General features: G+C 73.4%; 21 protein-coding genes, 1 tRNA gene and 1 pseudogene. 9 read left to right on the top strand and 14 right to left on the bottom strand.

Features of this window, described 5'->3' with window-relative positions:
* The first annotated feature begins 26 nt into the window (after positions 1 to 26).
* Positions 27 to 2105 (top strand): biotin carboxylase N-terminal domain-containing protein, encoded by a 2079-nt coding sequence (locus ACGFIG_RS00490; protein WP_392997937.1) that lies wholly within the window; start codon positions 27 to 29, stop codon positions 2103 to 2105.
* A gap of 16 nt (positions 2106 to 2121) precedes the next feature.
* Positions 2122 to 3285, top strand: coding sequence for an acyl-CoA dehydrogenase family protein (locus ACGFIG_RS00485; protein WP_392997936.1), 1164 nt, complete (start codon positions 2122 to 2124; stop codon positions 3283 to 3285).
* A 289-nt stretch (positions 3286 to 3574) separates the two neighbouring features.
* Here ACGFIG_RS00485 and ACGFIG_RS00480 read toward each other — a convergent pair whose 3' ends face one another.
* Positions 3575 to 5380: an alpha/beta hydrolase gene (locus tag ACGFIG_RS00480; protein ID WP_392997935.1), complete on the bottom strand. Its 1806-nt coding sequence runs from the start codon at positions 5378 to 5380 to the stop codon at positions 3575 to 3577.
* 171 nt (positions 5381 to 5551) lie between these two features.
* Positions 5552 to 6061: a hypothetical protein gene (locus tag ACGFIG_RS00475; RefSeq protein ID WP_392997934.1), complete on the bottom strand. Its 510-nt coding sequence runs from the start codon at positions 6059 to 6061 to the stop codon at positions 5552 to 5554.
* 99 nt (positions 6062 to 6160) lie between these two features.
* Here ACGFIG_RS00475 and ACGFIG_RS00470 point away from each other — a divergent pair, with 99 nt between their 5' ends.
* Positions 6161 to 6487, top strand: a complete 327-nt coding sequence (locus tag ACGFIG_RS00470) for a hypothetical protein (RefSeq protein WP_392997933.1) — start codon at positions 6161 to 6163, stop codon at positions 6485 to 6487.
* Positions 6488 to 6658: 171 nt separating this feature from the next.
* Here the strand turns inward: ACGFIG_RS00470 and ACGFIG_RS00465 are convergent, their stop codons facing one another.
* The 7 genes from ACGFIG_RS00465 to ACGFIG_RS00435 form a co-directional block, all read right to left on the bottom strand.
* Entirely contained in the window at positions 6659 to 8164 is a 1506-nt protein-coding gene (locus ACGFIG_RS00465; RefSeq protein WP_392997932.1) for a protein kinase, read from the bottom strand.
* A gap of 31 nt (positions 8165 to 8195) precedes the next feature.
* Complete coding sequence (locus ACGFIG_RS00460) at positions 8196 to 8666, bottom strand: hypothetical protein (protein WP_392997931.1); 471 nt, start codon at positions 8664 to 8666, stop codon at positions 8196 to 8198.
* A gap of 126 nt (positions 8667 to 8792) precedes the next feature.
* On the bottom strand, positions 8793 to 12377 hold the full coding sequence (locus tag ACGFIG_RS00455; protein WP_392997930.1) for an adenylate/guanylate cyclase domain-containing protein: 3585 nt from the start codon (positions 12375 to 12377) through the stop codon (positions 8793 to 8795).
* The gene (locus ACGFIG_RS00450) at positions 12374 to 13201 is read right to left on the bottom strand and encodes an MBL fold metallo-hydrolase (RefSeq protein WP_392997929.1); all 828 of its coding nucleotides are present in this window, start codon (positions 13199 to 13201) and stop codon (positions 12374 to 12376) included. The genes ACGFIG_RS00455 and ACGFIG_RS00450 overlap by 4 nt, the downstream gene beginning before the upstream one ends.
* A gap of 120 nt (positions 13202 to 13321) precedes the next feature.
* Positions 13322 to 13783 carry a RidA family protein gene (locus ACGFIG_RS00445; protein WP_392997928.1) on the bottom strand — a complete coding sequence of 154 codons (462 nt, stop codon included), beginning with the start codon at positions 13781 to 13783 and terminating at the stop codon, positions 13322 to 13324.
* A gap of 76 nt (positions 13784 to 13859) precedes the next feature.
* Positions 13860 to 14015: a DUF4177 domain-containing protein gene (locus ACGFIG_RS00440; protein WP_013736319.1), complete on the bottom strand. Its 156-nt coding sequence runs from the start codon at positions 14013 to 14015 to the stop codon at positions 13860 to 13862.
* A 46-nt stretch (positions 14016 to 14061) separates the two neighbouring features.
* Positions 14062 to 14520 (bottom strand): hypothetical protein, encoded by a 459-nt coding sequence (locus ACGFIG_RS00435; RefSeq protein ID WP_392997927.1) that lies wholly within the window; start codon positions 14518 to 14520, stop codon positions 14062 to 14064.
* 308 nt (positions 14521 to 14828) lie between these two features.
* Between ACGFIG_RS00435 and ACGFIG_RS00430 the strand changes: the two genes are divergently transcribed.
* The 3 genes from ACGFIG_RS00430 to ACGFIG_RS00420 are packed head-to-tail and all read left to right on the top strand — an operon-like array spanning position 14829 to position 17721.
* Positions 14829 to 15512, top strand: a complete 684-nt coding sequence (locus tag ACGFIG_RS00430) for a hypothetical protein (RefSeq protein ID WP_392997926.1) — start codon at positions 14829 to 14831, stop codon at positions 15510 to 15512.
* Positions 15513 to 15538: 26 nt separating this feature from the next.
* A complete protein-coding gene (locus tag ACGFIG_RS00425; protein ID WP_392997925.1) occupies positions 15539 to 16516 on the top strand; it encodes an ArsA family ATPase in 978 nt (325 codons plus the stop codon).
* A gap of 53 nt (positions 16517 to 16569) precedes the next feature.
* Entirely contained in the window at positions 16570 to 17721 is a 1152-nt protein-coding gene (locus ACGFIG_RS00420; protein WP_392997924.1) for an ArsA family ATPase, read from the top strand.
* Positions 17722 to 17772: 51 nt separating this feature from the next.
* On the opposite strand, the gene ACGFIG_RS00415 is transcribed toward ACGFIG_RS00420, so the two are convergent.
* Entirely contained in the window at positions 17773 to 18093 is a 321-nt protein-coding gene (locus tag ACGFIG_RS00415; RefSeq protein WP_132238543.1) for a WhiB family transcriptional regulator, read from the bottom strand.
* A 405-nt stretch (positions 18094 to 18498) separates the two neighbouring features.
* Between ACGFIG_RS00415 and ACGFIG_RS00410 the strand changes: the two genes are divergently transcribed.
* Positions 18499 to 20937 (top strand): penicillin-binding protein, encoded by a 2439-nt coding sequence (locus ACGFIG_RS00410; protein WP_392997923.1) that lies wholly within the window; start codon positions 18499 to 18501, stop codon positions 20935 to 20937.
* 83 nt (positions 20938 to 21020) lie between these two features.
* Here ACGFIG_RS00410 and ACGFIG_RS00405 read toward each other — a convergent pair whose 3' ends face one another.
* Complete coding sequence (locus tag ACGFIG_RS00405) at positions 21021 to 21476, bottom strand: GatB/YqeY domain-containing protein (RefSeq protein WP_392997922.1); 456 nt, start codon at positions 21474 to 21476, stop codon at positions 21021 to 21023.
* Between the two features lie 25 nt (positions 21477 to 21501).
* Here ACGFIG_RS00405 and ACGFIG_RS00400 point away from each other — a divergent pair, with 25 nt between their 5' ends.
* Both ACGFIG_RS00400 and ACGFIG_RS00395 read left to right on the top strand, forming a co-directional pair.
* Positions 21502 to 22395 (top strand): metallophosphoesterase, encoded by an 894-nt coding sequence (locus tag ACGFIG_RS00400; RefSeq protein WP_392997921.1) that lies wholly within the window; start codon positions 21502 to 21504, stop codon positions 22393 to 22395.
* A gap of 377 nt (positions 22396 to 22772) precedes the next feature.
* Positions 22773 to 22846 (top strand) — tRNA-Pro (locus ACGFIG_RS00395).
* A 78-nt stretch (positions 22847 to 22924) separates the two neighbouring features.
* On the opposite strand, the gene ACGFIG_RS00390 is transcribed toward ACGFIG_RS00395, so the two are convergent.
* From ACGFIG_RS00390 to ACGFIG_RS00380, 3 genes and pseudogenes are all read right to left on the bottom strand, one after another.
* Entirely contained in the window at positions 22925 to 24142 is a 1218-nt protein-coding gene (locus tag ACGFIG_RS00390; protein WP_392997920.1) for a tyrosine-type recombinase/integrase, read from the bottom strand.
* Positions 24142 to 24339 (bottom strand): excisionase family DNA-binding protein, encoded by a 198-nt coding sequence (locus tag ACGFIG_RS00385; RefSeq protein ID WP_392997919.1) that lies wholly within the window; start codon positions 24337 to 24339, stop codon positions 24142 to 24144. Before ACGFIG_RS00385 ends, ACGFIG_RS00390 begins: the two co-directional genes overlap by 1 nt.
* Positions 24336 to 25877: pseudogene (locus tag ACGFIG_RS00380) on the bottom strand (replication initiator). Before ACGFIG_RS00380 ends, ACGFIG_RS00385 begins: the two are co-directional and overlap by 4 nt.
* Positions 25878 to 25946 lie beyond the last annotated feature (69 nt).

Below are 25946 nucleotides of genomic sequence, written 5' to 3'. Positions count from 1 at the left end.
GCAGTCGCGAACGAAAGGCAGGCTCAGTGATCACGAGACTTCTGGTGGCGAACCGGGGCGAGATCGCCCGCCGGGTCTTCGCCACCTGTCGGGCGCTGGGCGTCGAGACGGTGGCCGTGCACGCCGACGCCGACGCTGACGCGCCGTTCGTCGCCGAGGCCGACCACGCCGTCCGGCTGCCCGGGAACACGCCCGCCGAGACGTACCTGCGGATCGACCTGATCCTCGACGCGGCCCGGAAGGCCGGGGCGGACGCGGTCCACCCCGGTTACGGGTTCCTCGCCGAGAACGCCGAGTTCGCCGCCGCGGTGACCGACGCGGGGCTGACCTGGGTCGGTCCGCCAGCGAAGGCGATCGCCGCGATGGGCGACAAGATGGCGGCGAAGGCCCTGCTCGCCGAGGCGGGCGTGCCGATGCTGCCCACCTGGACCGACGTCGACGAGATCACCGAGTTCCCGGTGCTGGTGAAGGCGTCCGCCGGGGGCGGCGGGCGCGGCATGCGCGTCGTCCGCGACGCCGCCGGGCTGGCCGAGGCCGTCGCCTCCGCGCGCCGCGAGGCGGCCGGCGCGTTCGGCGACGGCACGATCTTCATCGAGCGGTACGTCGAGCGCGGCCGACACGTCGAAGTGCAAGTCTTCGGCGACACCCACGGTACGGTGGCCGCCCTCGGGGTTCGGGACTGCTCGATCCAGCGCCGCCACCAGAAGATCGTCGAGGAGGCGCCCGGAGTCCTCCCCGCGCAGGTGCGGGAGCGGCTGCACGAGGCGGCGGTGGCCGCCGGCCGGGCCGTCGACTACGTCGGCGCCGGCACGGTCGAGTTCCTGCTCGCGCCCGACGGGGAGATCTACTTCCTGGAGATGAACACCCGTCTCCAGGTCGAACATCCGGTCACCGAACTGACCACCGGCCTGGACCTGGTCCGCCTGCAACTGCTCGTCGCCGAGGGCCAGCCCCTGCCGGGGAGCGCCACCGACCCGCATTCGATGCGCGGTCACGCGATCGAGGTGCGGCTCTGCGCCGAGGACCCTGCGCAGGGTTGGCGTCCCGCCACCGGCACCCTCCAGCGGTTCGCGGTCCCGGGGGTGGCCCGGGAGTTCGGCAACCTCCAGGCGGTCGGCCTGCGGCTCGACTCCGGCGTGGTCGACGGCTCGGAGGTCGGCGTCCACTACGACTCGATGCTCGCCAAGGTGATCGCCTGGGCGCCCACCCGCGCCGAGGCGGCCCGCGCCCTGGCCGGCGCGCTGGCCCGCGCCGAGCTGCACGGCGTCGCCACCAACCGGGACCTGCTGGTCCGTGTCCTGCGCAGCCCGCAGTTCGCCGCCGTCGACGTCGACACCGGCTTCCTGGACCGGCACCCCGAGGTGTTCGCCCCGCTGTTGCCGGCCGACCAGCTCCCCCTGGTGGCCCTGGCCGCCGCGCTGGCCACCGCCGCCGCCCGGCGGGCCGAGGCGCCGGTGCTGGCGGGGCTCCCCTCGGGCTGGCGCAACGTGCCGGCGTTCCCGCAGGCCACCCGCTTCGCCGGCCCGGACGGCGAGATCGGGGTCCGCTACCGCCTGGACCGCTCTGGCGGCCTGGCCGAGTGGTCGACCTCGGCGGGCGCCGGCTCCACCGGAGCGTCCGCGGACGCAGCCCCGGCGGCCGGGCCGGTGCCGAACGCGGTGGCCCCGGCAGGCGGGCCGACGCCGGAAAGGACGACGGCAGACGAGCCGACGCCCGTGGTGAGCCTGGTCCAGGCCGCTCCGGACCGGGTGGTGCTCGACGTCGACGGGGTACGGCGGGCGTACCGCGTACACCGGGTGGGGTCGGAGGTCTTCGTGGACGGCCCGGACGGGGCGGCGAGCCTCATGGAGCTGCCACGCTTCCCGGAACCCACGGCGGAGCTTGCGGCCGGGTCGCTGGTCGCGCCGCTGCCCGGCGCGGTGACCCGGGTGCACGTCGAGGTCGGGCAGCGGGTGGCGGCCGGCGAGCTGCTGCTGACCCTGGAAGCGATGAAGCTGGAACACCCCGTGCTCGCCCCGGCCGACGGCGTGGTCGCCGAGCTTCCGGTCGCCGCCGGCGGGCAGGTCGACACGGGTGCCGTGCTGGCCGTGGTCAACCCCGAGTGATGCTGGAGGCCCCCCGATGAACTTCGACCTCACCCCCGAGCAGGACCAGCTCCGCGACGCCGTCCGTGCCCTCGGCCGCCGGTACGGCCACGACTACTTCGTCGCCAAGGCGAAGGCCGGCGAGCACACCACAGAACTGTGGGAAGAGGCCGGCCGGCTGGGCTACCTCGGGGTCAACATCCCCACCGAGTACGGCGGCGGCGGGGGCGGCATCACCGAGCTGGCCATCGTCTGCGAGGAGCTGGCGGCGACCGGCTGCCCGCTGCTGCTGGTGGTGGTCTCGCCGGCCATCGCGGCCACGGTGATCGCCCGGCACGGCACCGAGGACCAGCGCAAGCGCTTCCTGCCCGGCTTCGCGGACGGCTCGCTGAAGGTGGTCTTCGCGATCACCGAGCCGGAGGCCGGCTCCAACTTCCACCGGCTCGGCACGGTGGCCCGCCGCGACGGCGACGACTGGCTGATCTCCGGCCGCAAGTGCTACATCTCGGGCGTCGACGAGGCGTCGTACGTGCTGGTGGTGGCCCGCACCGAGGATGCCACCACCGGCAAGCTCAAGCCGGCGCTGTTCGTGGTGCCGACCGACGCGCCGGGGCTGACCCGCTCCAAGCTCGACATGGAGATCCTGTCCCCGGAGAACCAGTTCCTGCTCTACCTCGACGACGTGCGCGTACCCGCCGACGCGCTGGTCGGCGAGTCGCTGGACGCCGGCCTGCCGGCGCTCTTCGCCGGGCTCAACCCGGAACGGATCACGGTCGCCGCGATGGGCGCCGGCACCGGCCGGTACGCCATCGAACGGGCCAGCGAGTACACGGCCACCCGCAAGGTCTGGGGCGGGCGCACCATCGGCTCGCACCAGGGCGTGGCCCATCCGCTCGCGCACGCGGCGGTGCAGGTCGAGCTGGCCCGCCTGATGATCCACAAGGCGGCCAGCCTCTACGACGCGGGCCGCGACCTGGAGGCCGGCGTGTCCGGCAACATGGCCAAGTACGCCGCCGGGGAGGCCGCCGCGCTGGCCGTCGACACGGCCGTCCAGGTGCTCGGCGGGGCCGGCATGACCACCGAGTACGGCGTGGCCACGCTCCTCGGCGCGGTACGCGCCGGCCGGATCGCCCCGGTCAGCCGCGAGATGATCCTCAACTTCGTCGCCCAGCACGTCCTCGGCCAGGACAAGTCCTACTGACGCCGCCGACCGAGGACCGACGAGTGAGGCATCCCGGCGGGGCATGCCCCTGACGATCAGGACGCCATGGACGTGACCCGGCAGTTTTGAGGTCAATGGCGTCCTGATCATCGCTGGCTGCACCGGATGTGCCTGGCGACCAGCCCGGCATCATCAAGGCCGTGGCTGAGCTGTTCCGATGGCGTCGGTGACCCGCACCGTGGCTTGCCTGCCAGTCGGCAGAGCGCTCCTCGCGGACCGCGGGGCCGGGGTGCGGCGGGCGCCCGATCGCCCGTCGCACCCCGGGGCCTCAGCGGACGGTCAGCGCGCCGACCGCCGGCAGCGGCGCGACCACCGGTGGGAGCCGCTTCGGCTCGCCCCGCCCGGGGGCACCCTCGGCGGCCAGCGCGCCCTTCGACGCCTCCGCCCGCCGGGTCGCCTCCGGCTCCGCCGGCAACTCCACGAACGGCTGGACGTCGCCCACGCAGACCTTGCCGTTGGCCGGCAGCGCCCCGCGCAGCAGGTACGCGTCGACGGCGCCGGTCACGCAGGCCGACGTCCCGTACGCGGTGTGCCCCCAGCTGTCGCTGCTGAGCAGGTGGCTGTTCGGCAGCAGCCGGGCCGAGCTGACCGCGCCCCGGTAGTTGGTCGCCGGGTCCCAGTAGTTGCCCACCACCAGCACGGGCGCGGCGGTGCGCCGGTTGAACGGCCCGGTGTAGGCGTCCTCGTCCCGCACGGTCCAGGTCTTGCGGGCACACGACGAGGTGCCCCACGTCCAGAGCCGGCCGAAGTACGGGTCGCGCTTGTCGGCCTTGGCGGCCAGTGCCGGGAACGAGCCGGCGTCCTTCGGGTGGTACGCGTCGGTGCAGTCCACGCCGAGGAAGGTCTCCAACCCGTTGTCGTACGGGAAGTCGTACCGACGGGCCTGCTCGCGGGCCTTGGCGGCCTGCCGGGTCACGGTGACCGACGCGGGACGACGTGCGGCCGGGGACGACGCCGGATCGGTGAGCACCAGCAGGGCGGAGGTCATGTCGACGACCTCGACGAAGCCCGTCGGGCCGTAGAGCACGCTGAGGTTGGCGGCGATGAAGTCGGCGTACGTGATGGTGACCCGGCCGAAGTCGGGGTCCTCGATGACCACCGGCTTGGCCCGCAGCCGCTTCGCGACCAGGTCGAACGACGCGACGGGGTCGCCCTCGGCCAGCGGGCACGCCTGTGCGCCGGCCCGGTCGCAGCGCACCAGGATCTCCCGCAGCGCCTTGTACGCGCCCTGCGCGCTGCGCATCCGGTCCTCCTGGGACAGGCTGCGCGCCTTGCCCTGGCCGACCCACTCGTTCGGGTTCAGCACGCCGTCGATCGCCAGGGCGCGGACCCGGTCCGGGAACATGTTCGCGTAGTACTGGCCGAGGATGCTGCCGTAGCTGAAGCCGAGGTAGGTGAGCTTCCGGTCGCCCACGGCGCGGCGCAGCACGTCCATGTCGCGGGCCACCTCGGCCGTCGACATCGCGCCGGTGAGCGGCCGGCCCGTGGTGGAGCAGCCCTTCCCCACGGCCTTCGAGGAGGCGATGCCGGCCTTCTCCTCGGCCTTCGTCCACGGGAACGCCACGTTCAGCCCGGCGTACGCGCGGGTCTGCTCCTTGACGGAGGGGAAGCACCTGACCTGCTGGCTGGCCGCGACACCGCGCGGGTCGACACCGACGATGTCGAAGCGGTCGAGCACCTCGTCACCGAGGAAGTACGGCGCGGCGAGCGCGACGTCGGTGCCGGAGCCGCCGGGGCCGCCCGGGTTGATGAAGAGGCTGCCGATCTTCCGCTGCTGGTCGCGGGCCTTGACGCGCAGCACGGCGACCTCGGTCGTCGGGCCGTTCGGCTTGTCGTAGTCGCGGGGCAGCCGGACGGTGGCGCACTCGGCGTAGTCGTAGCAGGCGTACCAGTCCAGTGTGGGCGTGGGCAGGCGGTCGACCCGGCGCGCCTCCTGAGGGCTGGTCCGGTCGGAGGTGACCGGACGGTCCCCGCCGACGGGGGACGGTGCGGCGGTGGCGGGTGCGACCGCGGCGCCGGCGAGGAGGACGCCGGCGATTCCCGCAGCGGCGAGGGACCGGTTTCGTCGTGGCATGTGGACGCCTTCCGGTGGGCGACAGGACGGTCGAGCCGTGGCTCGACCTCCGTCACTCTAGGGATCGCGCGACATGACTACAGGCCGGCGAGGGGCCATATATCCGACAATCCGCCATCTGATGTAACGATTGATTCACCGTTGACGCTGTTGGCGCTTCCGTCGGAACGGCTAGCCCACGTCGGCCATCCACGGCGGCGCCGGCGTCCCGCCGTCGGGCGTGTGGTCGTCCACCACGCGCCAGCCGCCGGGTCCCTTGCTCAACAGCAGGAAGGCGACGACGTCGCTGTGGGGGGCGCCCAGTCCGTAGACCTCGTCCTGGCCGACGAAGCCCATCCGCAGGGCGCAGAACGCCGCCGGATCGCGCTTCGCGTTCTTGCACAGGCCGAGGTAGCGGACCCCGGGGACGGCCGCCAGGTGCCCGGCGATCGCCGCGTCCGGGTTGGCGTATCCGCGACTGCCGGCGGCCGACGGCGCGGGACCCGCCGACGACGGCGTGCCGGCCGACGACGGAGCAGCAGACGACGGGGCGGCGGTCGAGGACGGGGCGGCGGACGACGACGGGGCGGACGCGACGTCGCTCGCGGGCGGCGGCGGGGTCGCCGGCTCTCCGTCCGATCCGCACGCTGCCAGCGCAGCCGACACCAGCACGGCGGCGACGGTCCGGAGGACGCGGGTCACCGGCACTCCTCTCCCACGGGGACGATCTTCGGCGGAGATCATCGCATCGAGTGTCGCCGTTCCTGTTGACAGCGGGGCCCGCTCGGACATCCTGGACGGGTGAGAGTCGCGAGGCCCGATGCACGGGCGAAGGCGGTGGTCGCCACGCTGGTGGCGGCCGCCCTGCTGGTGACGCTGATCGTGTGGGGGCGCCAGGATCTCGTCGGCGTGACGCTGGCGCTGCTCTGCGTACTGGCGACGATGGTCGCGGCGGTCTCGGTGGCGGCGGCCCGGCAGGAGGACGGCACCGAGCCGGCGGTCACGCCGAGCGGCCCGGGTCAGCCGGCCGGCGGCCTGTACGGCATCGACGCCGACACGCTCGAGTCGCTCGACCACCGGGAGGCCGTCCGCGCCATGCGCGAGCACCACCGGGGACGCGGCGCCTGATCCACCCGCGCGACCGCGCGCACTCGTTCCCTCCGCCGCCCGTCCTCGCCCGACCGCCCGGGAAGCAGCGCCGGACCGGCGAGCGCCCAGGGAGCGGCGCCGGACCGGCGACCGTGCAGGGGCGCGTCGGACCGACGAGCGCGCAGGAGTCGCGTCGGGCCGACGAGCGCTTCAGCGCCCGGTGAGGGTGGGTGAGGCGAGCGCGTCGAGCCCGCGCCCGGCCAGGCAGCGGTACGTCCGGTCGGCGTCCGCCCCGGCCGGGGGCAGCACCTCCAGGTTCCAGCCGTCGGCGTAGCTGATCCCGCTGGTGAGCCGGAAGGTGGTCTCGTTGCAGACCTTGCGTACCGTCGCGTCCGCGCTGACCTTGTCGTGGTCGGCACCCACCAGGGTGTCGGGGAGCCTGCCCTGGGCGTAGCTCTCCCAGGTGTGCTGCCCGTCGCAGGGCACCCGGGCCGCCCGGGCCCGCGCGCCGCGCACCTCCATCGGCCCGAAGCACTCCAGCTCGTCGGCGCAGCCCGCGCCGGCGGGCAGCCCGGCCGTCAGGGCGCACGCGGGCAGCACCGCGCTCGTCGCCACCACCTCGGCCGGCGGCGCCGGGCCGGGGTTGAACACCGCGCCGCCCAGCCAGGCACCGGCGCCGGCCGAGGCGGCCAGCGCGACCATCCCGGCACCGCCGAGGAACCAGCGCCGCCGACGCCGCCGGCCGGCCGTGGGCACCGTGGGGTGCAGATCCTCCACCGGCTGTCGCGGGGCGGGCTGGGAGACGTGGTCGACGGCGTACGGGCCGACGGGGCCGTGCCCGCCGCTGATCGGTCCCGGCACTCCCGTGCCGCCCGCCGGGGAGCCGGCCGGACCGAGCGGCAGGCCGGCCAGCAGGTCACGCAACTCGACGGCCGAGGGCCGCTCACCAGGATCGTTGGACATCCCCGCCCGGAGCACGTCGATCATCTCGACCGGCACCCCGGGCAGGCCGGGGACCGGCTGGTGGAACATCTCCAGCACCGTGACGAGGCTGGGATTGCGCTCGGACTGCCAGCGCGGCGGCCGACCGTGCATGACCGCGTAGAGGGTGGCGCAGAGGGCGTAGACGTCGACGGCGGGCGACGGCGGGGCGTGGTTGAACATCTCCGGCGGCGCGTAGGCCGGGGTGAGCACCTCCAGGGCGACCGAGGCGTCACGCATCTCGGCCACCACCGCCAGCCCGAAGTCGGCCAGCACGGCGGAGTTGAAGTGCGAGTGGAGGATGTTCGCCGGCTTGACGTCGCGGTGCAGCACCCCGGCGGCGTGCGAGTGGGCGATCGCGTCGGCGATCTTGACCCCGAGGTCGCGCGCCTCGGCGGGCCCGAGCGGCGAGGTCCGCATCCGCTCGGCGTACGAGCCGTCGCAGAGCTCCATGATCAGATAAGGGTGCTGGTCGATCGTGACCCCGACGTCGAAGAGGTCGACCACGTGCGGGTGGGACGACATCCGCCCGGCCGCCCGCGCCTCGCGCAGGAAGCGGGCCTGGTCGTGCTCGCTGTCGAGCGTGCGGTTCTCCACCTTGACCGCGACCTCGCGCCCCACCGAGATCTGGGTCGCCTTGTAGATGGTCGCGTAGCCACCCCTGGCAAACACGTGTAGATCGGTCAGACCGGGCACGATGGGCACCGGCAGGGCACCGGGCGGGGTCTCGGTCACAGCTCTGAAAATACCCAACCGGGCCGGCGGCTCAACGAACCGCATCAGTGGCCGGGACGGCACCGGCGGTGAGAAGACTCCCGCCGCCCTCCGCCTTGGAAGCCGCGCGACGGTCGTCCCACCGGAGCCCGACAAGGGTCGCCACCGCGCCGAGCGCCTCCCAGACAGCCACCCCGAAGAACCGCCCCGGCGCGACGTCGGCCAGCACCGCGATGCTGAACACCGTGAACGTGACCAGCCGGAACACCACTGTGAAGCGGAAGAACGGGCGCCACTCGGTGGCGGTGGCGAGCAGGTAGTAGACCCCCATGTTGAACGAGGCCATCGAGGAGGCCGTCAGGAAGGTGCCGGTGTGGTCGCCCGGGGCGCGCGTCGCGGGCACCTCCAGACCGAGCAGGTGCAGCAGCGCCTCCGGCCAGACGAGCCCGATCGCGCCCATGAGCAGGGCCAGCACGCCGAAGACCGCGATCGTCCACCCGGCGGCCGAACGCGGCAACCTCATCACGGCCCTCCCCCAGACCCACACGGTCGCACGGCCGACCGCCCCTCGGACCTGACACGCTATCGGCCACCCCCGACACACCGCATCCCCAGAATCGTCAGAGCTTTGTCGATTCCGGGCGGCGGACTAGGGGGTGGCGAGGCGGGCGCGCAGGGCGTCGGCGGCGGGACGCTCGCTGCGCTGCTCGGTCGCGTACGCGAGGCGGACCGCTTCCTCCGCGCTGGCCAGCGCCTCCTCCGGCCGGCCGCAGGCCGCGAGCGCCTCGGCCAGCACGCTCGCGGCCACGACCTGGCTGCGCACGTCCTCCGACGGGGCGGTGACGGCCCGCCGCGCCCAGTCCAGCGCCTGCTCGCACTGGCCGTGCGCGAGCAGCGCGGAGGCGTAGCGAGCCATGGTCTGACGGCGGGAGAAGAGCAGCGAGGGCCCGGTGGCGGCGGCGGTGGCCACCGGGGCGAGCAGCCCGACGGCGGTCGCCGAGTCGCCCGCGGCCAGCCGGGCGGTGGCCAGCAGCACCCGGGGCCCCACCTGGGCGGGCGCCTGCGGGTTGTGCGGTTCGACGGCGGTCAGCACCGAACGGGCGTCCCGCTCGGCCGTCTCGCAGTCGCCCAGATCCAGCGCCACGAACCCGCGCAGCGTGCCGGCCATCCCCGTGAGCAGCGGGTGCGACGTCCGCTCCGCGTACGTCAGGGCGTCGGTGAGCAGGTCGACGGCGTGCCCCGGCTCGCCCAGCCCGCGCGCCACGACCCCCCGGACGACCAGCGCGAACCCGCGCCCCCAGTCGTCGGAGGCGGCGACGAACTCCCCGTACGCCCGGCGGGCCCCCCGGTCGGCCTCGGCCAGCTCGCCCAGCTCGGCGGTGGCGAACGCCTCGACCGCGCGCAACGTGCCCACCGCCCACGCCTCGCCGACCCGCTCGCCGAACGGCAGGAAGACCTGCGCCATCCGGCACGCCTCGCGCAGCCGGCCCGCCAGCAGCCGGGCGAACGCGGTGGTGCCGCGCAGCCACGCCCGCCCGTACGGGTCCTTCAGCTCGGCGAAGAGGCGCGCGGCCCGGCCGAGCACGGCATCGGTGCCGGCGAAGTCGCCCCGGGTGGTGGTCACCCACGCCAGGTTCTGCAACGACCACGCCTGCCCCCGGCGGTCCTGCGCCTGGAGGCTCAGCTGGTACGACGCGGCGAGCCGGCTGCTGGCCTGGCCCAGGCGCCCCTCGATGAAGTCGGCCATGCCGAGGCGACGCATCGCCGAGGCGCGCAGCGTCGGCAGCCCGCCGGCCGTGGCCACCTGCAACGCCTCCTGCCAGCAGGCCGTCGCCCGCGCCTGGTCGCCCATGGTCTGGTGGGCCTGCCCGGCGAGCAGCAGCGCGCTGGTCCGCACGGCGGACTCGTCGCCGGCGTTGGCGGCGATCTTCTCGGCGGAGGCGAGGGCGTCGGCGGGCCGGCCGACCTGGAGCAGCGCCCGCGCGTGCACCACCCGGTCGGCCACCGGCACCCCGTCGCGGGCCAGCTCGGCGGCTCGGTCGGCGTACTCCACGGCCAGCGCGGGCTCGCCCGCCTGCAACGACCGACGCGCGGCCCGGCCGAGCGCGCTGACGCCCAGGCCGACGACGGCCCGCGCGGGCGCGTCCGGCCGCAACCCGACCGCGTCCGCCAGCGCGGCGGCCCGTTCGACGTGCTGGGCCACGAAGACGTCACGGGTGGCCTCGGTGAATCCGCCCGGCATGCCCGCACCCGTCGGCGGGTCCGCCGCGGCCCACCGGGCGAGCGCGGCGTGCCGCTCGGCGAGCTCCGCCTTGCTCACCCCGGCGTACGCGGCCTCCCGCATCAACGGGGTCGCGAAGGCGTACCCGCTGCGGGTGCGGTGCAGCATGCGGCGTTGCAGCAGCTCCTCCACCGCCCGTTCCAACTCGACGGCGACCACCGCCGCCGGGCGACCGTCGCGGCCGGCCCGCTGTTCGCGCAGCGCCTCCAGCGCCCCGTCCGGCACCGTGTCGCCGACGACCGCCGCGTCGCGCAGCACGGAGCGGGCCTCCGCCGGCAGCGCGTCGATGCGCGCGGCGAGCACCGCGGCCAGGTCGCGGGAGAGCAGGCGGCTGCCGAGCGAGCCGGGTGCCAGCCGCCAGCTGCCCGGGTTCGGGGAGCGCCGGTCGACGACGGCGGTCAGCGCCCCCCGCTCCATCAGCAGGGTGACCAGCTCGGCCAGGTAGAACGGGTTGCCCTGGGCGGTGGCGAGCAGCCGGTCGGCGTCGGCCTGCGGCAGCCGGCCGCCGCCGAGGTAGGTGGTGAGCAGCCGGGCCGCGTCGGCGCCGCGCAGCGGCGGCAACGCGTGCACCTCGGCGTCCGCGACCCGGGTCAGCGCCCCGGCGGTACGGACCAGTTCGGGCCGGCCGAGCAGCAGCACCAGCACCGGTCCGGCGATCCGGGAGAGGGTGACCCCGAGCGCCCGGATGGTCTCGGCGGTGGCGTCGTGCAGGTCGTCGACGACGACCACCAGGGGCGCCTCCCCGGCGAGCCCGGTGAGCAGGTCCGCGACCGCGTTCGGCACCGCCTCGGCGTCGGCGGGCTGCGCGGTGCCCCACTCGCCCTGCTCGGCCGGGCCGCCACCGGGCAGCTCGGCGTACCCGAGGAGGGCCAGCAGCTGGTCGGTGGCGACGGGCGCCGGCTCCCCGGAGCGGCTGAGTCGCTGGGCGAGGCGGCGCAGGCGTTCCTCGACGGCCGGGCGGGTGAGCGCGGTGGCGGCGTCGCTGGGCAGGCCGACCGCCGCCCGGACGAGGTCGGCCAGGGGCGCGAGCCGGCGCCGCTCGCCGAACGCGGCGCAGCGCACCGACAGCACGCGGGCGCCGGTGTGCGCGGCGTACCGGCCGGCGCCGACGTCGTAGCCGGCCGCGAGGCGTTCCACCTCGGCGGCGAAGCGGGACTTGCCGATCCCGGCCTCGGCGGTCATCAGCAGCACCCGGGGCTCGGCGCGGTCGATAACCTCGGCCAGCCGACCGGCGACCCGACCGATCTCGGTCTCCCGGCCGACGAAGGGGGCCTCGTCGCCGAGACCGGAGCGGGTGCCCGGGGCGTCGAGGAGACCGAGCAGCTCGTACGCCTCGACCGGCTCGCGCTTGCCCTTGAGCCGCAGCGGACGCAGCGCCCGCCAGGAGGCGACGTGCCGGGTGGCGGCGGAGGTCCGCGCCCCCGCGTAGACCGCGCCGACGGCGGCGGCGTCGGCCAGCCGGGCGGCGGTGTTGACGGTGTCGCCGATGACCGTGTACTCGATCGCGGCCTGGATGCCGGCGATCACGTCGCCGGTGTTCAGGCCGACCCGCAGGCCGAGCGGCGCGCCGCCGCCCCGCTCGTCGTCGAGTACCCGGCGGACGGCCCGCTGCATCGACAGCGCGGCGCGCACGGCCCGCTCGGCGTCGTCCTCGTGCGCGACCGGCGCGCCGAAGACCGCCATGATCCCGTCACCGGTGAGCTTGTCGACGTGGCCGCCGAACGTCTTCACGGCGCCGGCCAGCGCGGCGAGCACCCGGTCGGTGACCGCGCCGACGCGCTCCGGGTCGAGGTCCTCCGACCAGGAGGTGAAGTCGGACAGGTCGCCGAAGAGCACCGTCACCACGCGGCGTTCGGCCGCGGGCAGCGTCGCGGCGGCCGGGAGGGCGGCGCCGCAGTTGTGGCAGAACCGCCCGCCGGGGACGGCGACGGTTCCGCACACCGGGCAGGTCACGCTTGCTCCAACCCCGCGGCGCCTCCGCCGGATTCCCGGCCCAGGTATTCCAGTTGGGCCCGCACGGACCACTCCGCGGCCCACCACAGCGACCGGTCGACGTCCGCGTAGACCGCCGCGACCACCTCCGCGGCGGTCGTGGCGCCCGCGGCGACCGCCGCCCTGACCTGGTCGAGTCGGGCGCGGCGGTGGGCGAGGTAGAAGTCCGCGGCGGCGCCGCAGTCGGCCAGCGCCGGGCCGTGCCCCGGCAGCGCCGCGATCCCCCGGTACGTCGAGAGCAGCTCCAGGCTGGCCAGATAGTCCCCGAGGTGCCCGTCCGGGTGGGCGACCACGGTGGTGCCCCGGCCCAGGATCGTGTCGCCGGTGAGGACCACCTGCTCGTCGCCGTGCTCGACCAGGAAGCAGACCGAGTCGCCGGTGTGCCCGGGGGCCGGCACGAGGCGTACGCCCAGCCCGTGGCCGCCGAGTTCCTTCCCCGGCCCGGTCAACGGCTGCCCGGCGATGGTGTGCGCCGGGTCGGCGGCGCGTACGGGCACCCCGCCGAGCAGTTCGTGCAGGCGGCGCGAGCCGTCGGTGTGGTCGGGGTGGCCGTGGGTGATCAGCACCAGGCCGATCGGGCCCTGTGCGGCGATAGCGGCGAGGTGCCCCTCGTCGGCCGGGCCCGGATCGACGACGACGGCGTGCTCCTGGCCGGGGGCGCGCAGCACCCAGGTGTTGGTGCCGTCGAGCGTCATCGGCCCCGGGTTGGGGGCACGCAGCAGCGTCACCCAGTCCGGCAGTTCGCCGGCGAGCGCCGCCGCCGGCGCGGTGAAGTGCCCGGTCATGGCTGCGATCGTACGGCCCCGCCGGCCACTCCCCGCGATCTTGCAGATCCGGCTGTGGATACGTCCCACTTCACGGCTTTTGCCGGGCGAGACGCAGGATCGCGGGGAGGCGGCGCGGGGTCAGGCGACCTCGACGATGACCTCGACCTCGACGGGGGCGTCCAGGGGCAGCTCGGCGACGCCGACGGCGCTGCGCGCGTGCCGGCCGGCCTCACCGAAGACCGCGCCGAACAGGTCGGAGGCGCCGTTGATCACGCCGGGGATGGCGGTGAAGCCGGAGGCGGCGGCGACGAAGCCGGTCACCTTGACGACCTTGACGACGTTCTCCAGGCCGACCAGCGAGTCGATCACGGCCAGCGCGTTGAGCGCGCACCGCTCGGCAAGGTCCTTGGCCTGCTCGGCGGAGACGCCGGCGCCGACCTTGCCGGTGGCGAGCAGCTTCCCGTCGACCATCGGCAACTGCCCGGAGACGTAGACGTGCTGCCCCGACTGGACGGCCGGCACGTAGCTGGCCAGCGGCGGGACCACCTCGGGCAGCGTGAGCCCGAGTTCGGCGAGCTTCGCGTGTGGGCCGTTGCTCATGCCGCCACCTCGCTGCGCTCGGCGGCGTCATGAGGCCCCGACGCGCCGTTCAGGATGATTCGCTCGCTCCGCTCGCTCATGCCTTCGGCCGCTTCAGGTAGGCGACGAGCTGCTCCGGGTTGGGACCGGGAACCACGGAGACGAGTTCCCACCCGTCCTCACCCCAGTTGTCGAGGATCTGCTTGGTCGCGTGGACCAGCAGCGGGACCGTGGCGTATTCCCACTTCTGCATAGGTGGAGGGCTCCCTCGGATGGAGTTCGACTTCTCGGGGCACAGCCTACGGTCCGGCGGACGGGCGGGGCGCGGGACGCTGCTCCGGGGGCGCCGACACCTCGCCGCAGGGGCCGCCGTGCTCGTACGGCTGGGGGCAGCGGGAGCGGTCGGGCAGGAGGAGGTCGCAGAAGACCCGGTGCCGGTTGTTCTGGTCGTCCGTGCTGGACACGGTGGTCTCGCCGGCGTCGAGTTCGGCCAGGAAGCTCAGCGAGGTGGCGACCGTACCGGCCAGGGCCGTGGCCGCCTTCAGGTCGGCGACCCGGATCGGCAGGTGGATGACGAACCCGGGCTCCTCCTCGTCCCGGCCCCCGGGGCGCAGCACCTCGGCGGGCTCGGCGAGCCGCCGGTACGACCGTTCGTTGATGGGCAGGCCGGCGCCGCCCTCGGCTTCACCCGGGGAGCCGGGCCGCCGCGCCCGGCCGCCCGGGAACTGGGCTCGAGGGGTGTTGTCCACGTCGCGCATGCCTTGCCTCCGGGCGTCGTACCTGGTCACGTCATCGCCTGCGGGCCCGGGCACATCGTCGGGGCCCGCCCCCCGCGCCGGTGAGAACGTAGGTCCGCCGCGACAGTCGCGACAACCGGACGCGCACATGCGATCACGCAAAGTCACATATGCGACACAGTGCGGGTAAGGAAGTTGACGGCACCCGCCGCCCCCCGCAGGCGTGAACCGACCGCTACCCTTCCGGTCGGACGGGCGCTCGCCGGCTCGCCGCCAGCTCGATCACGCTCGTCGCCCCCAGGCGACGACGTCGCAACCCGGGGGATGAGATGACCCAACCACCCAACGGTGGCCCCGTCGGACCGCCGGCCGACCAGCCGGGCTTCCCACCGGCTCCCGACGCCGCCGAGACGCCCGGCCCAGTCGCCGTACCGCCCGGCCCGGTCGCCGTACCGCCCGGCCCAGTCGCTGGCCCGCCCGGCCCGGCCGCCGGCCCGGCCACCGCCGGTGACCCGTCGATCCCGCCTCCCCTGGCCGGGTACCCGCCCTACCAGCCGCCTGCCGCCCCGAAGAAGAAGCGCGGCGCGCTCATCGCCTCCATCGCCCTCGCCGTGATCCTGCTGCTCTGCGCCGGTGGCGGCGTGGTCGCGTTCCTGACGCTGCGCGACGCCGAGAGCGGCGAGGGCGCCAAGGAGCCGGCGGTGGCGGTGGACGAGTTCCTCAAGGCCGTCTACCAGGAGCGCGACGCGGACCGGGCCGCCGGGCTGGTCTGCGCCTCGTCCCGGGACGAGAAGAAGATCGCCGCCAAGGTGGCCGAGGTGGAGAAGCACGTGTCGGCCCACCAGAACCCCCGGTTCCGGTGGAGCACCCCCCAGGTGGACAACCAGACCGGCGAGCGCGCCACGGTCACCACCAAGGTCACCATGACCACCGCCGACGAGAAGGTGGCCGACCAGGATCTGCGGTTCACCGTGGTGAAGAAGACGGGTTGGTGGGTCTGCGAGGTCGCCTGAGCCGGCGGCCTGGATAGGCTCGACGGGTGCGTGCAGCAGAGTCGCCGGCCGATCCGGCCGGCACGAAGTGGCCGGCCCGCCTCCACGTCGTGACCGGCAAGGGAGGCACCGGCAAGACCAGCGTCGCGGCGGCGCTGGCCCTGGCGCTGGCCGCCGGCGGCCGGCGCACGCTGCTGGTCGAGGTCGAGGGGCGGCAGGGCGTCGCCCAGCTCTTCGGCGCCGATCCGCTGCCGTACGAGGAGCGGCACCTGACGGACGCGCCGGGCGGCGGGGAGGTGCGGGCCCTGGCGGTGGACGCCGAGGAGGCCCTGCTGGAGTACCTCGACATGTTCTACAAGCTCGGCGCGGCCGGCCGGGCGCTGCGCAAGCTCGGGGCGATCGACTTCGCCACCACCATCGCCCCGGGCCTGCGGGACGTCCTGCTCACCGGCAAGGTGAAGGAGGCCACCACCCGCACCGACGGGCAGCGGCGCGCGTACGACGCCGTGGTGCTGGACGCGCCGCCCACCGGGCGGATCGGCCGGTTCCTGAACGTCACGGCCGAGACGGCCCGGCTGGCCAAGGTGGGCCCGATCAAGACCCAGAGCGAGGGCGTCGCCGCCCTGCTGCGCTCCCCGATCACCGCCGTGCACGTCGTCACCCTGCTGGAGGAGATGCCGGTCCAGGAGACGGTCGACGCGATCGCCGAGCTGACCCAGCTCGGCTTCCCGGTGGGGCGGGTGATCGTCAACGGCGCCCGGCCGCCGCTGCCCGCGGGACGGGTGGTGGCCGCCGCCGAGTTGGAGCGGGGGCTGCGCGCCGCCGGGCTGCCGGCCGATCGGGACACCGTCGCCGGGCTGGCCGCCGAGGCACGCGACCAGGCCGTACGCCGTGAGCTGGAGGATTCGCTCCGGACCGACCTGGTGGAGCTGGGGCTGCCGATGACGGAGTTGCCGCTGTTGCCCGACGGCGTGGACCGGGCCGGCCTGGACCGGCTCGCCGAGGCCCTCGTCCGGGCCGATTGACTCACACCTGTCACCGGCACGGCGCGCGGAGCGAACCGGCCCGATACGCTCGATTGGTGCCTTCCGAAGACGCGGCGCCGCAACTGGACGTCGACCAGATCCTCGCCGATCCGGGCGTCCGGATCGTGGTGTGCTGCGGAGCGGGTGGGGTGGGGAAGACGACCACGGCCGCCGCGCTCGCGCTGCGCGCCGCGGAGCGGCACGGCCGGCGCACGGTGGTGCTCACCATCGACCCGGCCCGCCGGCTGGCCCAGTCGCTGGGGCTGACCGAGCTGGACAACACCCCGCGCCAGGTCAAGGGCATCGACGTCGAGGCCAGCGGCGGCGAGCTGCACGCCATGATGCTCGACATGAAGCGCACCTTCGACGACGTGGTGCTCCAGCACACCGATCCGGCGAAGGCGGCGGAGATCTTCGCCAACCCGTTCTACCAGGCCATGAGTTCGACCTTCGCCGGCACGCAGGAATACATGGCGATGGAGAAGCTGGGCCAGTTGCACGCCCGGGGCGAGTGGGACCTGATCGTGGTGGACACCCCGCCGTCCCGCTCGGCGCTGGACTTCCTGGACGCCCCGGCCCGCCTGTCCCGCTTCCTCGACGGGCGGATGCTGCGGCTGCTGCTGGCCCCGGCGCGGACCGGCGGTCGGAGCATGTTCAGCCTGGTCACGGCCTCGTTCGGAATGTTCTCCAAGGTCGTGCAGAAGGTGCTCGGGGCACAACTGCTGACCGACCTCTCCGGTTTCGTCGCCGCCCTGGATTCGATGTTCGGCGGCTTCCGCCAGCGCGCCGAGCAGACGTACCGCATCCTCCAGGCGCGGGAGACGGCGTTCCTGCTGGTCGCGGCGCCCGAGCCGGACGCGGTCCGGGAGGCCGCCTACTTCGCGGGCCGGCTGCGCGAGGAGAAGATGCCGCTGGCGGGCCTGGTGCTCAACCGGGTGCACCGCTCGGCAGTGCCCGGCCTCGACGCGGCGGAGAGCCTGGCCGCCGCGGAGCGGCTGGCCGACCTCGGCGGGCACGAGGGCACCGTCGACGTGCTGCGGGCCCACGCCGCGCTGGCCCAGCAGGCGGTACGCGAGCGGCAGGTGGCGGCCCGGTTCACCGAGGCGTTCCCGGCGGTGCCGGCCGTGTCGGTCACGGCGCAGCCCGCCGACGTGCACGACGTCGACGGGCTGCGGACGATCGGTACGGCGATCAGCCGGCCGTGACGGCCGCCTGCGCCCGGCTGGCAGCAGGTCAGGACCTTCCGACGCCGCCGCTCAGCCGGCGGTGGTGACGAGGATCTTGTCCTTGCCGGTCTTGTCCTTGGCGTTCTTCTTCATCGCGGCCTCGAACATCTTGCGCCAGCTCGCCACCTGCGGGTGACGGCGCAGGAGCGCGCGGCGTTCGCGTTCGGTCATGCCGCCCCACACGCCGAACTCGATCCGGTTGTCCAGCGCGTCGGCCAGGCACTCGTACCGAACTGGGCAGCTCCGGCAGATCCGCTTCGCCACGTTCTGTTCGGCGCCCTGTACGAACAACGCGTCCGGGTCGCCGTTCTGACACGCCGCCAGCGACGGCCAGTCAGTGATCATGCCCATCTGTACACGTCCCCCCTTGCAGTACCTACCGACCCCGTCGCGGACCAGCCGGCAAATCCCCCCGAGCGCCCGGCCCGCCTTCCCCAAGGCGGCACGGACGACATGTGGCGCTGTCGCCGCCACCATCATGCTCTGTAGTCGACTGATTACGCAACGTTGTCGGCGAAATCCATCATTCCGGACACTCCCGGCTTCCCGGGCCTCGCGACCGCCGGTTACCCCGTCGGAGTCCGTGAAAACGCTGCGGACCCCCTCCGGCAGGAGGGAGACTCGGCGCCGGATCCACGCAACCACCTACCGGGGGTCATGCGTTTAGCACAACGAGGTCGGCGCGCGCAGGAAATGGGGAAAGAACGCCCCAGCGCCCCTCGTTCCCTACTCGCGTACCCTGTCGAGGTGACCTGGATGCGGAAACGTGACCACAATGTGCTGACCAACGCCGCATCGCTACTCATATGTGGCCTGTTGGCCGGCGTGGTGGTCGCGGCGGCGGCCTTCCCCGCGGTGGCGATGTCCGGGCTTGCCGCGAAGGCGGGCGCCGAGACCTTCGGCGCACTACCCAAGGAGCTGACGGTGGCCCGCGCGCCGCAGATCAGCTACCTGCTCGCCGCCGACGGCAAGACCCCGCTGGCGACCATGTACGACGAGAACCGTCGTGACGTGAAGCTGGCCGACATCGCGCCCATCATGCAGAAGGCGATCATCGCCGCCGAGGACCACGACTTCTACAAGCACAATGGCGTAGACCTCAACGGCATCGCCCGGGCCTTCGTCAACAACCAGTCCAACGCGTCCAGCCAGCAGGGCGCCTCGACGCTGACCATGCAGTACGTCCGCCTCGCCATCGCCTACTCGGCGAGCCACCCGGCGGACGTCGTGGCGGCCACCGAGGACACCAGCGCCCGCAAGCTGCGCGAGATGCGCTACGCCCTCCAGATCGACAAGGAGCTCTCCAAGGACGAGATCCTGGAGCGCTACCTGAACATCGCCGCGTTCGGCAACGGCGCGTACGGCATCTACGCCGCCAGCCAGGTCTACTTCAACAAGCCGCCGAGCAAGTTGAAGATCGAGGAAGCGGCCATGCTCGCCGGCATGGTCAAGGCGCCGAGCACCAACGATCCGACCACCAAGAGCGGCTACAAGGCGGCGGTCGCCCGGCGCGACTACGTCATCGAGAACATGGTCGAGACCGGTGCCATCACCCGCCAGGAGGCGGACGCGGCGAAGGCCGTCCAGCTCAAGGTCACCGGCAAGCGGGCCCCCAACGGCTGCGTCTCGACCAACGAGAAGGGCTGGGGCTTCTTCTGCGACTACTTCTACCGCTGGTGGATGGGGCAGGAGACGTTCGGCTCGACCTCGTACGACCGGGAGCGGCGGCTGAAGAGCGGCGGCTACACCGTCGTCACCACGCTGGACCCGCAGGCCCAGCGGGCCGCCGACAAGGCCGTCCGCAGGGCGAAGTCGGAGAAGAGCAAGGAAGCCGCCATGGTGGCGGTGGTCGAGCCGGGCACCGGCTACGTGCGGGCGCTGGCGGTGAACCGCAACTTCAAGCTCGACGACCCGAACAAGCCGGCCAACAAGCCGCACAGTGACCCCAAGCAGCGCAAGAAGGACAAGCTCGGCAACTACCCGAACACGGTGAACCCGCTGCTCACCGGCGGCGACGGCCTCACGGGCTACCAGGCCGGCTCGACCTTCAAGATCTTCACCATCGTGGCCGCGCTGGAGAAGGGCATCCCGCTCGGCTACACGATCAACGCGCCGCAGCAGTTCCGGTCGGAATACAAGATCCAGCCCGGGCCCGCCGCCTGCCCCGGCACCAACCTGTACTGCCCGACCAACTCCGGCAAGAAGGCCGGCGGCGTGCAGAACATGTGGAGCGCCTTCGCCCAGTCAATCAACACGTACTTCGTGCCGCTCCAGCAGCAGGTCGGCGCGGAGAACGTGGTCGACGTGGCCAAGCGGCTCGGCATCCAGTTCCGCACCACCGAGGATCTCCGGTTGAGCGGCACCAAGGAGGCCGCGCACCAGTGGGGCGCCTTCACCCTCGGTGTCTCGCAGACCACTCCGCTGGAGCTGGCCAACGCCTACGCCACCCTCGCGGCGGACGGCAAGTACTGCGAGCCCATCCCGGTGCAGACGATCAAGGACCCGGAGGGCAAGAAGCTCGACGTCGCCAACCCGCGCTGCGAGAAGCGGGTCAGCACCGAGGTGGCCCGCGCCGCCGTCGACGCCGCCCGCTGCCCGGTCGGTGACAACTCCTCCACCAGCAAGTGCGGCGGCAGCCGTACGGCCGCGAACGTCCGGGGCATCGTCAACGCGCCGGTGGCCGGCAAGTCCGGCACCACCGACTCGGAGAAGACCGCCTCCCTGGTCGCGATGACCAAGCAGTACGCGGTGGCCGGCATCATGGCCGACCCGGACTGGCCGCAGACCAACGTCAAGATGAAGCACAACCAGAAGGACGGCATCAACCCGCCGGTCTACGAGACGCTGCGCGACGCCATGAAGGGCAAGAAGCGGATCAACTTCGAGCCCCCGGGCCAGAAGATCCGTGAGGGCGACCAGCGCCGCATCCCCGACGTGAAGTGCCTGGACCCGCAGCAGGCGAAGTCCCGGATCGAGGCGGAGGGCTTCGACGCGGTCATCTCCGACGTCAAGGTCCCGTCGAGCTGCCCGGCCGGCAAGGCCGCCGGCACCAGTCCCGACGGCCGCACCATCAAGGGCGGCGTGGTGACCATCCAGATCAGCGCCGGCGGCGGCGCCACCCCCGGCTCGGGCACCCCGCCCGACAACACCAGGCCGGGCACTCCCGGCCGACCGCCGGGTCGCCCCGGCGGCTGAGCCGGCCGTACGAAAACGCCACGGGCGGGCACCCTTCGCGGGGTGCCCGCCCGTTTCGCGTACGCGGGTCGGTGTGCTCCGGGTCAGAGGCCGAGCTGTCGGCGTACCTCCGCGGCGACCCGGCCCCCCTCGGCCCGGCCGGCCACCGCCGCCTGGGCCGCCTTCATGGCCGGGCCCATCTGCGCCTTGCCGGTGAAGCCGCCCGCGGCGAGCGCCCCCGCGACCAGCTCGGTCAGCTCGCCGTCGGAGAGCTGCTTCGGCAGGTAGCGCTCCAGCACCTCACCCTCGGCGACCTCCTTCGCGGCCTGCTCGGTGCGGCCGGCGTCGCCGAAGGCGGTGGCGGCCTCCCGGCGCTTCTTCGCCTCCCTGGTCAGCACCGCGAGCACCTCGTCGTCGGTGAGCTCGCGCTTGGCCTTGCCGGCGACCTCGGCGGTGCCGACGGCGGCCAGCGCCATCCGCAGCGTCGAGGTGGTCAGCTCGTCGCGCGCCTTCAGGGCGGCGCGCATGTCGGCGGTCAGACGGTCCTTCAGCGTGCTCATGGACGGTGAAACTACCCTGAACGGCATGCGAAAGCGCACACTATTCCGGCTCGCGGCCGGGACCGCCGCCCTCGGCGCGGCGACCCTGGCGTACGCGTCACTCGTCGAGCGCAACATGTTCACCCTGCGGCGGTACGACGTGCCGGTGCTGCCGGCCAACGCGGAGCCGCTGCGGGTCCTGCACCTGTCGGACCTGCACATGATGCCCGACCAGGGTCGCAAGCAGCGCTGGGTGGCGTCGCTGGCCGCGCTCGACCCCGACCTGGTCGTGGTCACCGGGGACAACATGGCGCACCCCGACGCCGTGCCCGGCGTGCTGCGCGCCCTCCAGCCGCTGCTCGACTACCCGGGAGCCTTCGTCTTCGGCTCCAACGACTACACCGGGCCGGTCTGGAAGAACCCGTTCACCTACTTCCTGCCCGACCGGGAGTACACGGAGGGCGTCGAGCTGCCGCACGAGGAGCTGCGCGACATCCTCGTCAGCGCCGGCTGGGCGGACCTGAACAACGCCCGCACCACCGTCAAGGCCGGCGGCCGGGCCGTCGAGCTGCTCGGCGTGGACGACCCGCACGTCGAACGGGACGACTACGACTCGGTGGCCGGGCCGGTGCCGCCCGCCGCCGACCTGTCGATCGCGCTCACCCACTCCCCCGAGCCGGCCGTCCTCGACCGGATGGCCGCCGACGGCTTCGGGCTGCTGCTCGCCGGGCACACCCACGGCGGCCAGGTCTGCGTACCGGGGGTCGGCGCGCTGGTCACCAACTGCGGCCTGCCCCGCTCCATGGCGCGCGGCCTGCACCGCTGGCCCGGCTCCGACTCGTGGCTGCACGTCTCCGCCGGGCTCGGCACCCACCCGACCGCGCCGGTCCGCTTCGCCTGCCCGCCGGAGGCGAGCGTGCTCACCCTGATCCCCCGCTGACCCGTACGGCTGCGGTCTGCCGGGCCGCCGGGCGCCTGCGTGTCCGGCGGCCTGGTTTGCGGCCGGTTGCTGGGCCGGGCGGGCCTCGGCGCCCGGTTCGGTTGGGCCGGGCCGGTTGGGCCGGGCCGGCGGTGCCCGGGTCGGGGGCCTGCGTGAGGCAGGCTCGGCGGCTGGGATCGCGGGCTGCCGGCGAGAGCGTGCGGCGTCAGGTCGGGCGTGGGCGTTGTTCGCCCTGTCGAGCTGAATCGTTTACGACATCAGGCGCCGCTGCGCCCGGTGCCGACGGGTCTCGCGTGACCCAGGCAGGGCTCGCACCAGCGGTGGGGGTACCGAGTTTGACCCCCGAGCAGGGTGGGCTACTATTTGTCGGCACGCCTCGGGGTGTGGCGCAGCTTGGTAGCGCGCTTCGTTCGGGACGAAGAGGTCGTCGGTTCGAATCCGGCCACCCCGACCGAGGTCAGGGGCCACTCTCCATCGATGAGGGTGGCCCCTGATGCATTCGTACAGCAGTTGAGTACAGCAGCGGCGGTCACCGCAGGCTCTCCCCCAGGCGCTTGAGGGCGTCGCGGGTGGCGTCCGAGGACGCCTGCGAGTAGATCTCCATCGTCACCGACACCTCCGCGTGCCGGAGCACCTGCATGATGACGCGCGGGTGCACGTCCAGGTCGACGAGCCGAGTCGCGCAGGTACGCCGGGCGTCGTGCACGGTGATCTTCCGGACCCCGGCACGGGCGCAGCGCACGTCCCAGGAACGGTTGAAGTTGCGCGGCTCGACAGGCGTTCCGTAGCGGGTGGTGAACAGCAGCCGGGAGCCCTGCCAGGCAATGCCCGCCTGATCACGGTCGTTCTTCTTCGCCGTGTGACGGAGGTCGAGCGCCGTCGCGCAAATGTCCGGCAGTGGGAGTGTGGTGTCCGAGGTCTGCGTCTTGGTCTCGCGGTGCAGCAGTTGGCCGCCGACCCGTTGCAACTGCCAGCCGATCGACAACTCCCCCGCCGCCAGGTCGACGGCGTCCTCGGTGAGGCCGAGCACCTCGCCCTTACGCAGGCCGAGCACCAGGATCAGCACGTACGCGGCGTACAACGGATCACGGTCGGCCCGCGCGGACTCCAGGAAGCGGCGCGCCTCGTCACTGGTCCAGGCCCGGCCCCTACGGCGGCGGACCGGTGGGAGCTTGACCAAGGCGGCGGCGTTGCGGGTGACCAGTTCCTCGGTGGCGGCATGGTTGAGCGCCGAGCGCAGCACACCCCGGATGTCCTTGACGGTGCGGGCGGACGGCGTGTCACCACAGCACCGGCCGAGCGCGCAACAGCGCCGCCTGAGTTCCGGGCGGCGGGCGTCCTTGCCCTGGGCGCAGCACTGGCAGGTGCGGGCTACCTCGTTGACCCAGGTCTGTACGTCGCGCACCTGGAGGCGGTCGAGCCGCTTCCCACCGAGGCCGGGGATCACGTACAGCCGGAGGATCGTCTCGTACGTGGCACAGGTCAGCGGCGCGAGGTTGGGCCGCACGACCTCGCAGTGCCAGTAGGTCAGGTAGTCGCCGAGGGTCGGAACCCGGGTGGCGACCGGCCCGGCCTTGGCCTGCTGGTGCAGCTTGATCCACTTGTCGTGGACGACCTCGCGGGTCTGTCCGTAGACATACTTGCGGGTGCGTTTGCCGTCGGGCTTGGTGACCCAGACGTACGCGGCGAAGCCGTTGCGGTACGGGAAGATCGAGCCTTCGCCGTTGGCGCGTGCGCGTCCGGGCATCAGGCCGCCTCCTGCCGCTCGACCTGCTCACGGATGTAGTCGTCGACCCATCCGGGGAGGATGCGGCGGTACTTGCCGTCCTTGATGGAGCGCAGTTCGCCGGTGGCGATCTTCATCTTGACCTTGGACAGGCCAAAGCCGAGCAAGACGGCGACCTCGGCGGGCGAGTACCAGCGCGGGGTGAGGTTCCGGGTCAAGCCGCCACCCCCGACCACGCCTGATGGGCGAGTTCTTCCCGGCCGATGCGTTGGCGTTCGCGGTGTTGGGCGGCGGCGGTGTTGGCGAGTAGGGCGTCTCCGTTGGTGAGCCAGCCGGAGCCGACAAAGGCCAGGGTGCCGATGGTGATCGTGTCGGCGGTGTCGTCGCGCTCGGTGCGGCGGTAGGTGGCGCGGGTGTCGCGGAGCAGCCCGAAGGTGATCGAGTAGCGGCGGGCCTTGGTGAGGAAGTGGCCGCCGTAGCCGAGCATGTGCGCCCAGCGGCGCAGCCCCGCGTAGGGGTTCGGTTTGCTGTCAAGGTCGCCTTGACGCCCGCCGGTCGGGGTGGCGGTGTTGCTGCTCCGGGTGTGGGTGGGGCGGCCGAGTCGCCAGCAGGCGTCGATGAGCCGGGCGAGGTGGTCGCCTTCGGGGTCGGCGTATGCGTCGACGGTGTCCGGGGTGAGGCGGGTGGAGCAGTGGCCGGTGGCCTCGGTGGACTTGGTGGCGTACTTGGCCAGGTAGGCGGCCACCTTCCCGTCGGTCACGTCCCCGTCGCCGGTGCCGATGCGCCGTACGTCGACCTGCTCACCCCAGGCGATCGACCAGCCGTGCGGCCGGTCGGGGTGCGCGGGGGTGGTGACGGTGATCTGCCGGGCGGCGGCGTGCACGGCGGCGTCGAGGTCGTCGGCAGTGATGCCGGCCGGTGGCGGGACCAGGGCGTGCCGGTCGTGCGGGTCGACGCCGTCGAGGCGGACGAGGACGTGGAAGTGCACCGCACCCCGGCGCTGCATCTCGGCGACCTTCCCGTGCGACACCCGCACCGGCGGCACCCGGCGAATCCTTCCGGAGTCGGTGACGACCTGGACGTGACCGATGCCGCGTCGGCGGCACTGGGCGGTGAGGTGGCGTTCGACGGCCTGCTTGGTGCGCCGCCACAGTTCGCCGGAGAAGGCGTTCCAGATGACCTGGTGATCGTGGTCGTAGCAGTCCAGGCACAGCGGTCGACCGAGCTGCGGATCATCGGCATCGTGGCGGGCGAAGCAGGCCGCGGGCTGCCCGTGCGGGCAGGTGCCGGCGGTACGGCGGGCGTGGCAGGGCGCCGGGCGGCAGTCACATCGCCGCCGGTCGGCGCAGGTGTGGCGGGGGATGTGCCGTTGGTGGACAGGGCCGAAGGACGGTGCGGTGAAGGTGGCAAAGACGACCGGGTGCCGGGCGACGGCGGCGGGAACGGTCTTACCGCCAGTCAGGCCGCAGCGGACGACCTGGAAAGCGTCGCCGGCGTAGACCCAGGCGCAGTCGGGGCACTGGGCAGCACGGCGGTTGCCGCACGCCTTGTACAGCGTCCGGTCAGGCAATCCGTCAGTGTGCCGCTGTTCCACGACGCGGCCGGTGCCGGGTTCGACAGTGGTCAGGGTCCCGGTCAGGCGGATCGGACGGGCTCAGCCAGCGGCGGCACGGGTGTGCTCCAGCCAGCCGAAGAAGTCCGGCGTGGCGGCGCGGTACAGGGCCTGGGCGTCACGCCCGGCGGCGATGGTGGGCAGGGCGGACACGGATTCTCCTCAACAGGGGTGGCAGGGACGGGCGACGAACTGCCACCGGACGCCGGAGCG

This window comes from Micromonospora sp. NPDC049048, assembly GCF_043197615.1.
Taxonomy (GTDB): Bacteria; Actinomycetota; Actinomycetes; order Mycobacteriales; family Micromonosporaceae; genus Micromonospora.
Note: the sequence above shows the minus strand (reverse complement) of the source record. Positions and strands in the feature narration are given on the sequence as shown.